This is a genomic window from Ruegeria sp. AG7, assembly GCF_056541545.1.
This window is the reverse complement of sequence record NZ_JBQFYP010000004.1, coordinates 222,164-233,905: the sequence shown is the minus strand read 5'-3', so window position 1 is coordinate 233,905 and position 11,742 is coordinate 222,164. Positions and strand designations below refer to the sequence as shown.

Here is an 11,742-nt window from a genome sequence, read left to right as displayed (position 1 = left end):
TTACCCCTCAACCGCCAGATCTTCGACAAGGCGAAATCGTTCGCACAGCAGCTCCATCTCGGGATCAAACCCGCCATTGCGTTCGAAATACTGGCGATGCCCCTCTCTCCATCCCTCGAGCGTTTCATTTTCGCCCTCTGCCAACGCGAAATCCTCGGTTACGTCGCAGTATCGGCAGGTCGAGACGTCGACCGTTTCGATCACCAAGGCCGGACGATCATCCCAATCCAGCGCAATGTCTCTCCGCCCGACAACAGGAGTGTCAGGGCTACCTTCGGGATAGTCGCGCAACGCACCGCAGGTTGCCGTTTTCCGCCCTGATCGTACCAGAGCCAGCAGCTCAGCACTCAGCCGGGCATTGTCACCAAACTTGAAAGTCTGGGCACCAGGATAGCGGGCCATGACGTCATTCAATGAAACGTTCATCTTACATCCTGAACACGCCGAAACGTGTCTCCTCAATCGGGGCATTCAGCGCCGCACTCAGCGACAAGGCGAGCACATCGCGGCTTTTGCGCGGGTCGATGATGCCATCGTCCCAGAGACGGGCCGAGGCATATAGCGGGTGCGATTGCTCTTCGAACATGTCCAGCGTCGGACGTTTGAATTCGGCCTCTTCCTCGGCCGACCAGGTACCGCCCTGTCGTTCGATCCCATCGCGCCTGACTGTCGCCAATACGCCTGCGGCCTGCTCGCCCCCCATCACCGAAATCCGAGAGTTCGGCCATGTCCACAGGAACCGCGGCTGATAGGCCCGACCGGCCATGCCATAGTTCCCGGCCCCAAACGAGCCGCCCACCAGCATCGTGATCTTGGGAACGCTCGTCGTTGCAACTGCCGTCACCATCTTGGCGCCGTGGCGGGCGATCCCTTCGTTCTCGTATTTGCGGCCTACCATAAAGCCGGTGATGTTCTGCAGGAAGACCAGGGGCGTTTTGCGCTGCGAACACAGCTCAACAAAATGCGCGCCCTTTTGCGCGGCCTCCGAGAACAGCACGCCATTGTTGGCAATGATCCCGACTGGGCACCCTTTGACATGGGCAAAGCCGGTGACCAGTGTCTCGCCAAAGCGGGGTTTGAACTCATCAAACCAAGAGCCATCGACCAGCCGTGCGATCACTTCACGGATGTCATAGGGCGTGCGCAAGTCGGCGGGAACGACACCCAGAATTTCATCCGGATCATAAGCAGGCTCCTCAGGTGCTTCGAACTGTAGGCCGGGCTTCAGCGCGGCACCGCCCAATGACCCAACCGCGCGGCGGGCCAATGCCAACGCATGCGCATCATCTTCGGCCAGATAATCTGCCACACCCGACAGGCGCGTGTGCACATCGCCACCGCCCAGATCCTCGGAGCTGACAACCTCACCCGTTGCAGCCTTGACCAAAGGTGGCCCTGCCAGAAAGATCGTGCCCTGTTCCTTCACGATGATCGTCACATCGGACATTGCTGGAACATAGGCCCCACCCGCCGTGCACGACCCCATAACCACGGCAATCTGAGGGATACCCTTCGCGCTCATCCGCGCCTGATTGTAGAAGATACGCCCAAAGTGGTCGCGGTCTGGGAACACTTCATCCTGATTGGGCAGGTTCGCGCCGCCACTGTCGACCAGATAGATGCAGGGCAGATGGTTTTCCTCGGCAATCTCCTGCGCGCGCAGGTGCTTCTTGACGGTCATCGGATAATAGGTGCCGCCCTTCACGGTGGCGTCATTGCACACCACCATAACTTCGCGCCCCTGCACCCGGCCAATGCCCGCGATGACCCCGGCACAGGGTGCTGCATCACCATACATCCCATGCGCCGCCGTCGCCCCGATTTCCAGAAACGGAGACCCCGGATCAAGCAGGTTCGCCACCCGCCTGCGCGGCAACATCTTGCCCCGAGATTCATGCCGCGCGCGGGATTTCTCGCCGCCCCCCATACGGGCCGCTTCGGCAGCAGCAGAGATTTGCGCCAGCGCATCGAGGTGGGCTGTGCGGTTTGCTTTGTAGCCCTCGGAGGCGGGCATGGCTTTGGATGTGAGTTTCATTTTCGTTCTTAAAACCTCGCATTCCCTAAGTATTCTGTCATGTTGACTCGTGTTGACGGAGAAGATGCCAAATGTGCATTGATCATAGCCACGAACATGGCCCATGGGCGCTGCGAGAAGTAAGAACACCAACTATATCCCGAACGGAGAATTAGGCCTACTTTCTCGGGTAGTTTGTCTTCAACTAATTTGTCCGGGTGATCAGCAGTCTTTGCTGCAATTCGCGTATTTCCATCCAACGAAAATATGGCGTCGATCAACGCCCCAGCCGCTTGCTGCGCATCAAGTGCATCTCGTGTCGTATTTCGGAAGTTCTCAGTAGTGCCTGTTTCTGCAGCCAAAACAAAAAAGAAAGGGTGCCAAAGAGCGCTGATATCAACCCCTTCAAATTTAACAGGTTGAGCAAAATACGCAGGACGTAATTGTGCTGATCTATCTAAGTTTTTAAAGGACGCGCATTTAACGAACGCATCAAAAATCTCTGTCTTGTTCAATTTAGTTTTTATTTCGCCGGCTGCGTAAACACATTCCGACGGTAAGATAGAAATTCCTTTCGAAAATATCGGTAGCGTCGCGAATTTGTCGAACAGAATTATATCGAGTTGCTTAGATATAGCTCCTTTTGAGTCTTGAACGAAACCTGAACACACTCCAACTCGTTCGGGAAGTGCATCCGCAAGTGCCTCATGAAATACCCGCTCAACTTCTGATCCTATTTCACCGGAATGCGGAAGCAGGTCACGAATATTCTTTATTTGGTTTTGAATAGCTTTCTCCGCCGTATCCAAACCCAACAGGTATCCAGTATCTCTTGAACCGTTGTCTTTCATAATTCGTTACCATTCAGGCGGACTTCCCCCGCCGCGCGCGCCTTCAATTCCTTCCGGATCACCTTCCCCGTCACGGTCATCGGCAGCTCCTCCAGAAACGCGACCTCACGCGGGTAGGAATACTGCGCCAGACGGTCTTTGACCCAATTCTGCAACTCCCGCTCCTCTGCCTCAGCCCCCGGTTTCAGCACCACATAAGCCTTCACGATCTCGGTCCGCATCGGGTCGGGCTTGCCGACCACACCAACCGTCGCCACCGACGGGTGTGTCAGCAGGCAATCCTCGATCTCGGCAGGGCCGATGCGATATCCGGCCGAGGTGATCACGTCATCATCGCGACCAACGAAGCGCAGATAATCCCCCTCCCACACGCCGCGATCACCGGTGATCAGCCAATCACCGCGAAACTTGTCGGCAGTTGCTTCGGGGCGATTCCAGTACTCCAGCAGCATCGAGGCCGAGCCGCGCCGGATGGCCACGTCGCCCTCGTCCCCGGTCGGGTTGCCGTCCTCATCAATCACCGCAACCTCATGCCCTGGCACCGGTTGGCCGATACATCCGGGACGCACAGGGAAATCTTCGGCGCAAGATGATACGACCATGTTGCACTCGGTCTGACCGTAGAACTCGTTGATAGTCAGACCAAACGCCTGCCGCCCCCAGGCCAACATCTCGGCCCCCAGCGGCTCACCACCCGATGCAACCGAGCGCAGGCCAGGGATCACCTGATCCGCTGCCTTGAGCATTCGCAGCGCCGTTGGTGGGAAAAAGACGTTCCGCACCCCGCCACGCGCGATGATGTCAGCGCAGGCCTCGGGGGTGAATTTCTCAAGCCGCGCGGCAACGACGGGAATGCCCAGCGCAAGACCCGGCATCAGCACGTCGAACAGCCCGCCGATCCACGCCCAATCCGCCGGGGTCCAAAGACAGTCACCTTCGCGCAAGTGATTATGGCTGATCGAAACTCCCGGCAGATGCCCCGTCAGAACCCGGTGTCCATGCAGCGCGCCCTTCGGGCTGCCGGTGGTGCCCGAAGTATAGATCAACACAGCCGGATCATCTGGGCTGGTCGCGGCGAATGGTACAGCAAGGCCTTCCTCGCCAATTTCCGACGCGATCAAAGGCGCAGCCAGATCACCCAACAGATCAGCCCCTTCGGCGTCGGTCAGCACAATCCGGACACCTGCGCCACTGACCCGCGACCGCAACGCGTCCTGCTTGAACAGTTTGAACAAAGGGACCGACACAGCCCTGATCTTCCAGATCGCCAGATGGGCCGCCGCGCACCAGGGAGATTGGCTTAGCAATACTCCAACGCGATCACCGGGCTGCACATGGCGCAATAATGCTCGGGCTAATCCGTCCGTCATTTGCGACAGCTGCGCATAGCTGATGCGCTGCGGGTCCGGTCCGGTTAAATCGATCAGCGCGACCCGATCCCCCTCATGCCGCAGGCACTGCTGCGCCATGTTCAGACTGTCCGGCAGATCCCAGCCTCCATCCGGGCGCAAACCCGGTATGCGCTCAGCGCTTAGCACGGTGATTATTCCCTATATTTCCTGCACTTATCGATTCATCTGCAGCCAGTTCTTTCACGTTTACTTGATGCAGATCAGAGTGGGCAATTTCAGTCGCTGCAACACCAAGGTCATCAACGAAACCAAAGGCAAGACAATGACCAAGAAACTCGCCGCTTTGACTCTTTCCACCGCGTTGGTGGCTCTGGCCGCCCCTGCGTTTGCCCAATCTCAGGGGGATTGGACGCTCGGTATCGGTGTGGGGTACCTGGACCCGAAATCCAACAACGGAACACTGGCCGGCCTTAGCGCCGATATCGACTCGGATACGCGCCCGATCTTCACCGCCGAGTATTTCATCCAAGACAATCTGGGGATCGAGCTGCTGGCCGCGACCCCGTTCAAACATAACGTCACCTTGGGTGGAAGCGTGGACGCTGGCAGCGTCAAACATCTGCCGCCCACCTTGTCGCTGAACTATCACTTCCCGACCAATAGCGCCTGGAAGCCCTATGTCGGTGCCGGTCTGAACTATACCATCTTCTTTGACGAGCAATCTGCCCTTGGCAACCTCAAGGTCGATGATTCCTTCGGCGTATCGCTGCAAGCCGGTCTCGACTATATGATCACCGACAAAGGTGCGGTCCGTCTGAATGTGCGCTGGTTCGACATCGACTCGGACGTCACGCTGAACGGAGCCGATATTGGCACTGCAAACATCGACCCTTGGCTGGTCGGTATTTCCTACGTTCATCGCTTCTGATCCTTTGATCGAAACGCCCCGCTGCAACCTCGTCTGCGGGGGCGTTTTCGTTCAGCGCATTTCGTTCATCATTTCCCGGCCGATCAGCATCCGTCGAATCTCGCTGGTGCCTGCGCCGATCTCCATCAGCTTGGCGTCCCGGAAAATCCGACTGACCGGTGCATCCGACAGAAACCCTGCCCCGCCCAGCGCCTGAACCGCCTGATGCGCCTGAACCATCGCCTGTTCGGATGCGTAAAGACAGCACGCCGCTGCGTCCTGCCGAGTGACGTCCCCACGATCACAGGCCTTGGCCACCTCATAGACATAGGCCCGTGCCGAGTTCATCGCGGTATACATGTCGGCAATCTTGCCCTGCATCAGTTGGAAACTGCCAATCGGTTTGCCGAATTGCTTGCGCTCGGCCAGATACGGCATCACCTCATCCAGACAGGCGGCCATGATGCCGGTGCCGATCCCGGCCAGAACCACGCGCTCATAGTCCAGACCTGACATGAGCACGGCTACGCCCTTGCCCTCTTCTCCCAACACATTCTCGAACGGCACTTCAACATCTTCAAAGATCAGTTCAGCTGTGTTCGACCCGCGCATCCCCAACTTGTCGAAATGGGGCGAGGTCGAAAAACCCTTCATCTCTTTTTCAATCAGAAATGCCGTAATGCCTTTTGATCCGGCATCGGGGTCCGTCTTCGCATAAACCACCAGTGTATCCGCGTCCGGCCCGTTTGTGATCCAGTACTTGTTGCCGTTCAGGCGGTAATGGTCGTTGCGTTTTTCCGCCCGCAGCTTCATCGACACCACGTCCGAACCTGCGGAAGGTTCCGACATTGCCAGCGCGCCTACGTGTTCGCCCGAGACCAGGCGCGGCAGGTATTTCTGTTTCTGCTCTTCCGAACCGTTCAGCTTGATCTGGTTCACACACAGGTTGGAATGCGCCCCATAAGACAACGAAACCGAGGCCGAGGCGCGCGCGACCTCTTCGACAGCAATTGTATGCGCCAAATAGGACATGCCCGCACCGCCGTATTCTTCTGGCACGGTGACACCCAAAAGACCAAGCTCTCCCATTTCTTTCCACATTTCATTCGGAAAGCTGTTCTTGGCATCAATCTCAGCCGCCATCGGCTTGACGCGCTCCTGCGCCCACCGATGTACCATCTCGCGCAGGGCGTTCACATCCTCACCCAGATCAAACTTCATCGTGGCCATGAACATCTGTGTCCTCCCTCCGCATTAATGAACAAGTGTTCAATAAATCTCTAACAGCGAATCTGTCTTCGGTCAATCTTTGTGAAAGCCCGGACCAAAATACAAAGCGCCGCCCGGACCGGGCGGCGCTCTCAAGGGTCGAGCGAGCGCTGAAAGCGCACTCTGTTTGGCTAGGATTGAAAAACCGCGCCCACTTCGGCCCGTATGATGCGCGCGATCATTCGGCAATCTTCCAGTGAAAAGGTCAGCGGAACACGCATATCCATGATGCCCGCCAGAACACGATCACTTTCCGGCATCCGTTCGCTTTTGAAATATTTCCAGCTGTCATAGCGCGACGTGAACCCTGTTGGCTCAGCCCCGCCAAACCATTTGATCTCGACCCCACGCGCGGCGCAGCGGCTGATAACGTCGGCTATCCGCTCAGGCGACCAATCCAACAGCAGGAACTGGATCGAAGACCCGACATAGGTTTCCTCTTCGGGTCGCTCGACTATCGTCAGGCCCGGAGTGCCGCGCAGCCCGGTCTCGATCTCGCGATAGCGCTCGTTCCACCGTTTCACCTGCCGGTCCAGATCCCGCAACTGAGGGCGTAGGATGGCGGCACGCAAATTGTCCATGCGACCGGACACATTGGGTGTGGTGTACTTTATCCGCTCGAACACTTCAGGTCCCGGCGCCGCCAGATGGCGTTCATACAGCATGTATGAGCCCGACAGCATTGTAGCCTTGGCCGCCAGTTCCGCGTCATCAGTAACCAGCAAACCGCCCTCGCCCGAGTTTACGTGCTTATAGGTCTGGCATGAATAACACCCGATCGCCCCCTGCCGCCCCGACAACTGACCGCGCCAAGCCGCGCCCATCGTGTGTGCGCAATCCTCGATCACGATAACGCCTGCCGCGTCACACATCTGCATCAGACGATCCATGTCGCACAGATGCCCGCGCATATGGCTGAGCATCAGGACACGGGCCTGATCCAGTTTGCCCTCAAGATCCTCCAGATCGATGGTCAGGTTTTCGGAGACGCCGACAAAGATCGCACGCGCCCCGACCGAGGCAATTGATCCCGGCACCGGGGCCAGAGTGAACGCGTTGGTCAGAACCGGGTCGCCCGGCTGCACACCGACGGCCCGCAACGCGGTGGCAAGCGCATAACCGCCAGAGGAAACCGCCAGACAATACTTGGACCCCATCTGTGCCGCAAATTCCTGCTCTAGCAGGGCCGTTTCCCCCAACTCACCGGGGACCACGTTATAGCGATGCAGCCGCCCGTGACGCAGAACAGCCAGTGCTGCCTCAATTGCGTCGTCTGGAAGGGGTTCCTGCTGTGTGAAATTACCAGTGAATGTTTCCGTCATGGTCTTTTTCTGGACCTCCGACAGGGTCCGGTCAAGGTTTCAGGCTGCCGCACCGATCAGATCAGGCACAAGATCGGGCAAGTCGTCAAAGTGATGCAGCAGGGCTTCGGGCTCCAGCGCTGCCATGTCCTCTCCTGACGGTCCGAAAGTCACCAAAACCGATGGGACCCCTGCCGCTCGGGCGGTATTGCGGTCGGTATCCGAGTCTCCGATCAGCACGCACCAGGCCGGATCCCCCCCGGCCCGTCGCGCAGCCTCGCGCAGAGGGGCCGGGTCCGGCTTGCGCACTGGCAGCGTATCCGCCCCGACCAACGAGGCAAAACGATCCCGCACTCCCATGCGTGTTAGTAACAATTCGGCCAGATGTTCCGGCTTGTTGGTGCAAATGCCGACACCGTAGCCCGCGTTACTCAGCATCTCGACGGCCTGCAACGCTCCCGGATAGAAACTTGTGTGGGTGTTGATATCCTGCGCATAAGCCTCAAGCAGAACCGGGTAATAGGCCTGAACGGTGTCCTCATCGTAAGCTCCGACGCGTTTCAGCCCTTGGGTTAACATCATGCGACCGCCACGCAGCGCGATGCCTGCATCCTGCCCATGAACCAGGACATCACCATACCCCATTTCGCGAAAACAATGGTTCGCTGCCGCCAGCAAATCGCTTGATGTATCCGCCAATGTGCCGTCCAGATCGAAGATGACGGTCCGCATGTTGCCTCCTGTTTCGGCAGGTTTTCGCCGTGTCCTGTTTCAATCGGCAATCTTGTTTGATGGCCGAACAGCTTGCGCCTTTGCCCTCAGCGGATAAAACGGTCGGCAACAAAACACAAAGAGAAAACGATTTCATGACCATTGCCCTTGTCATCCTTGCCGCCGGAAAAGGCACCAGGATGAATTCGGATCTTCCCAAAGTCCTGCATCCCATCGCTCAGGCTCCGATGCTTGTTCACGCGATGCGCGCCGGGTCTGTCCTGTCGCCCGAACGTACGGTGATCGTTACCGGCCACGGGTTCGAGGCTGTAGCAAAGGTTGCTCAGGACGAAGACGAAGATGCCCGGATAGCCGTTCAGGAAGAACAGTTGGGTACGGCCCATGCGGTCGGTCAGGCTAGGACAGCACTGGACGGGTTCGACGGTGATATCGTGGTTCTTTACGGCGACACCCCGTTTTTACAACCCGACACGCTGGAACGGATGGTCGAGGCTCGATCCCGAAATGACCTGGTCATCCTTGGGTTCGATGCGGCTGATCCGGCCCGCTATGGCCGGTTGGTCATGAATGGCGACACGTTGGAACGCATTGTCGAATTCAAAGACGCATCAGATGATGAGCGCGCCATAACATTTTGCAACTCGGGCCTTTTGGCCTGTGATGCCCGGTTGCTTTTTTCGCTGATTGACGCCGTTGAAAACAACAATGCCTCAGGCGAATACTATCTGACAGACGTAGTTGAGATCGCCCGCAACCGCGGTCTGAACGTAACCGCCGTCGCCTGTGACGAGGCGCAGACGCTGGGCGTGAACTCACGCGCTGATCTGGCCGCCGCCGACGCCGTATTTCAGGCGCGCGCGCGGGCAGAACTGCTGGATATGGGTGTCACATTGATGGCACCGGATACGGTATACCTGTCCGCAGACACTGTGATTGGGCGTGACACAGTAATCGAACCCAACGTGGTTTTCGGCCCCGGAGTGACTGTCGAAAGCGGTGCGACCATCCGGGCCTTTTCCCATCTGGAAGGGTGCCATGTCAGTCGCGGTGCCATCGTCGGCCCCTACGCGCGGCTGCGTCCGGGCGCAGAATTGGCCGAAAACACGCGGGTTGGCAATTTCGTCGAAATCAAGAATGCAGAAATCGCCGAAGGCGCGAAGGTCAACCACCTCAGCTATATCGGGGACGCATCAGTGGGTGCTGCGACGAATATCGGCGCGGGAACAATCACCTGCAACTATGATGGTGTGATGAAGCACAAGACCAACATAGGTGCGAATGTCTTTATCGGCTCCAACACCATGCTCGTGGCCCCGGTCACGGTGGGCGATGGCGCAATGACAGCGACAGGCACAGTGGTGACCAAAGACGTAGCGCCCGAGGCGTTGGCCGTGGCGCGCGCCAAGCAGGAAAACAAACCCGGCTACGCGCGAAAACTGTTTGATATGTTGAAGGCGAAGAAGGCTCGCCGCGATAACGAGGCCTGAGATATGTGTGGAATTGTAGGTGTCTTGGGGCAGCATGAAGCAGCCCCTATTCTGGTAGAAGCCCTAAAACGGCTGGAATATCGCGGCTATGACAGTGCCGGGATTGCAACCGTCAATGACGGTGTCCTGGGTCGTCGGCGTGCGGTCGGCAAGCTGGTCAACCTCAGCGATCTGTTGGTGCATGATCCGCTGCCGGGAAAATCCGGCATTGGTCACACCCGCTGGGCCACGCATGGCGCGCCTTCCGTCAACAACGCGCATCCCCACAAGGCGGGCCCAGTGGCCGTGGTTCACAACGGGATTGTCGAAAACTACCGCGACCTGAGGGCGGAACTGGCCAAACACGGCGTCGCCTTCAAGACTGAAACCGACACGGAAACCGTCGCGCTGATGACGGAACATCACCTCAACACTGGCTTGTCCCCGGTCGAGGCCGCTTTCAAGACCATCGACAAGTTGGAAGGCGCCTTCGCCCTTGCATTCCTGTTCGATGGTGAGGACGACCTGATTGTAGCCGCCCGCAAAGGATCACCTCTGGCCATCGGCCACGGGGATGGTGAGATGTATGTGGGTTCGGACGCCATTGCCCTTGCGCCGCTGACCAATCAGATCACCTATCTCGAGGAAGGCGACCGCGCGGTTCTGACCCGAACATCGCTGGAAATCCGCAACGAAGCCGGTGAACTGGCCAACCGGGAAAAGCGCAAGATCAAGCTGGATCATGCGCGCGCCGACAAGGGCGAGCATAAGCATTTCATGGCCAAGGAAATCGCTGAACAGCCTATCGTTGTGGCTGAGGCCATCCGATCCTACCTGCCCACGGGCGGTGATCGCGTGGTGTTACCCGACGCCGAGCTGGATTTCAGCAAGTTGGACCGTCTGACCATGGTCGCCTGCGGCACCGCGTTTTACGCCTGCCTGACTGCGAAATACTGGTTCGAGCAACTGGCAAAGATGCCGGTGGAAGTCGATATCGCCAGCGAGTTCCGCTATCGCGAACCTCCGATCACGGGTCGCACACTGGCGCTGTTTGTCAGTCAGTCAGGCGAAACCGCCGACACCCTGGCCGCGCTGCGCTATTGCGAGGGCAAGGCGGACAAGATCGTTTCCGTCGTCAATGTCCCCGAAAGCTCGATTGCTCGGGAAAGCGATATCGCCCTGCCGATCCATGCTGGCGTTGAAATCGGTGTGGCTTCGACCAAAGCCTTCACCTGTCAACTAAGCGTTTTGCTGATGCTGGCGCTCAAGGCAGCGGCCGACCGCGGCACTCTGACCGATGAGGAAATCGCCGATCACACCGCTGCGCTGCGCGGATTGCCGACCGTGCTGAACACGGCATTGGATCAGAACCGGGCGATCCGCAAAGCAGCCCAACGCCTGTCCGAGGCGCGCGACGTTCTGTTCCTGGGCCGTGGCATGATGTATCCTCTGGCAATGGAAGGGGCGCTGAAGCTCAAGGAAATCAGCTATATCCACGCCGAAGGGTATGCATCGGGCGAGTTGAAACACGGACCCATCGCCCTGATCGACAAGCATATGCCTGTTGTCGTCATGGCACCCCGCGACACCGTGTTCGACAAGACCGTGTCGAACATGCAGGAAGTGATGGCGCGCAAGGGCAAAGTGATCCTTGTGTCTGATGATGATGGAATTGACGAGGCCGGAGACGGCGTCTGGAGCACAATCCGGATGCCTCATATTCACACCAGTCTTGCGCCGATCCTTTATTCGGTTCCCGCACAGTTGCTGGCATACCACACGGCTGTAGCCAAAGGGACGGATGTAGACCAGCCGCGCAATCTGGCAAAATCAGTGACGGTAGAGTGACC

General features: G+C 58.1%; 10 protein-coding genes. 3 read left to right on the top strand and 7 right to left on the bottom strand.

Annotated features, from left to right (window positions below; genetic code table 11):
• From ACR0BF_RS07740 to ACR0BF_RS07725, 4 genes are read right to left on the bottom strand one after another with little or no spacing between them, the layout of a single operon-like run.
• Positions 1–426 (bottom strand): ASCH domain-containing protein, encoded by a 426-nt coding sequence (locus tag ACR0BF_RS07740; protein ID WP_480493839.1) that lies wholly within the window; start codon positions 424–426, stop codon positions 1–3.
• A 1-nt stretch (position 427) separates the two neighbouring features.
• Positions 428–2,035 (bottom strand): carboxyl transferase domain-containing protein, encoded by a 1,608-nt coding sequence (locus ACR0BF_RS07735; protein ID WP_480624617.1) that lies wholly within the window; start codon positions 2,033–2,035, stop codon positions 428–430.
• 8 nt (positions 2,036–2,043) lie between these two features.
• Positions 2,044–2,865, bottom strand: coding sequence for a DUF6602 domain-containing protein (locus tag ACR0BF_RS07730; RefSeq protein WP_050602781.1), 822 nt, complete (start codon positions 2,863–2,865; stop codon positions 2,044–2,046).
• Complete coding sequence (locus ACR0BF_RS07725) at positions 2,862–4,403, bottom strand: AMP-binding protein (RefSeq protein ID WP_480604388.1); 1,542 nt, start codon at positions 4,401–4,403, stop codon at positions 2,862–2,864. The genes ACR0BF_RS07730 and ACR0BF_RS07725 overlap by 4 nt, the downstream gene beginning before the upstream one ends.
• Before the next feature lie 136 nt (positions 4,404–4,539).
• Here ACR0BF_RS07725 and ACR0BF_RS07720 point away from each other — a divergent pair, with 136 nt between their 5' ends.
• Positions 4,540–5,145 carry an OmpW/AlkL family protein gene (locus tag ACR0BF_RS07720; protein ID WP_209504463.1) on the top strand — a complete coding sequence of 202 codons (606 nt, stop codon included), beginning with the start codon at positions 4,540–4,542 and terminating at the stop codon, positions 5,143–5,145.
• Positions 5,146–5,196: 51 nt separating this feature from the next.
• On the opposite strand, the gene ACR0BF_RS07715 is transcribed toward ACR0BF_RS07720, so the two are convergent.
• From ACR0BF_RS07715 to ACR0BF_RS07705, 3 genes are all read right to left on the bottom strand, one after another.
• On the bottom strand, positions 5,197–6,360 hold the full coding sequence (locus ACR0BF_RS07715; RefSeq protein WP_480624616.1) for an isovaleryl-CoA dehydrogenase: 1,164 nt from the start codon (positions 6,358–6,360) through the stop codon (positions 5,197–5,199).
• 164 nt (positions 6,361–6,524) lie between these two features.
• On the bottom strand, positions 6,525–7,715 hold the full coding sequence (locus tag ACR0BF_RS07710) for a DegT/DnrJ/EryC1/StrS family aminotransferase (protein WP_480624615.1): 1,191 nt from the start codon (positions 7,713–7,715) through the stop codon (positions 6,525–6,527).
• Between the two features lie 39 nt (positions 7,716–7,754).
• Positions 7,755–8,426 carry an HAD-IA family hydrolase gene (locus ACR0BF_RS07705; protein ID WP_480624614.1) on the bottom strand — a complete coding sequence of 224 codons (672 nt, stop codon included), beginning with the start codon at positions 8,424–8,426 and terminating at the stop codon, positions 7,755–7,757.
• 134 nt (positions 8,427–8,560) lie between these two features.
• Between ACR0BF_RS07705 and glmU the strand changes: the two genes are divergently transcribed.
• Both glmU and glmS read left to right on the top strand, forming a co-directional pair.
• Positions 8,561–9,913 (top strand): bifunctional UDP-N-acetylglucosamine diphosphorylase/glucosamine-1-phosphate N-acetyltransferase GlmU, encoded by a 1,353-nt coding sequence (glmU, locus tag ACR0BF_RS07700; RefSeq protein WP_480624613.1) that lies wholly within the window; start codon positions 8,561–8,563, stop codon positions 9,911–9,913.
• 3 nt (positions 9,914–9,916) lie between these two features.
• Positions 9,917–11,740: a glutamine--fructose-6-phosphate transaminase (isomerizing) gene (gene glmS, locus ACR0BF_RS07695; RefSeq protein WP_480624612.1), complete on the top strand. Its 1,824-nt coding sequence runs from the start codon at positions 9,917–9,919 to the stop codon at positions 11,738–11,740.
• The last annotated feature ends 2 nt before the right edge of the window (positions 11,741–11,742 follow it).

Bases quoted from the DNA above. Each gene is read 5' to 3' on its own strand.
- glmS (WP_480624612.1), top strand. From the start codon at position 9,917: ATGTGTGGAATTGTAGGTGTCTTGGGGCAGCATGAAGCAGCCCCTATT.
- ACR0BF_RS07715 (WP_480624616.1), bottom strand. From the start codon at position 6,360: ATGTTCATGGCCACGATGAAGTTTGATCTGGGTGAGGATGTGAACGCC.
- glmU (WP_480624613.1), top strand. From the start codon at position 8,561: ATGACCATTGCCCTTGTCATCCTTGCCGCCGGAAAAGGCACCAGGATG.
- ACR0BF_RS07735 (WP_480624617.1), bottom strand. From the start codon at position 2,035: ATGAAACTCACATCCAAAGCCATGCCCGCCTCCGAGGGCTACAAAGCA.
- ACR0BF_RS07740 (WP_480493839.1), bottom strand. From the start codon at position 426: ATGAACGTTTCATTGAATGACGTCATGGCCCGCTATCCTGGTGCCCAG.
- ACR0BF_RS07730 (WP_050602781.1), bottom strand. From the start codon at position 2,865: ATGAAAGACAACGGTTCAAGAGATACTGGATACCTGTTGGGTTTGGAT.
- ACR0BF_RS07705 (WP_480624614.1), bottom strand. From the start codon at position 8,426: ATGCGGACCGTCATCTTCGATCTGGACGGCACATTGGCGGATACATCA.
- ACR0BF_RS07720 (WP_209504463.1), top strand. From the start codon at position 4,540: ATGACCAAGAAACTCGCCGCTTTGACTCTTTCCACCGCGTTGGTGGCT.
- ACR0BF_RS07710 (WP_480624615.1), bottom strand. From the start codon at position 7,715: ATGACGGAAACATTCACTGGTAATTTCACACAGCAGGAACCCCTTCCA.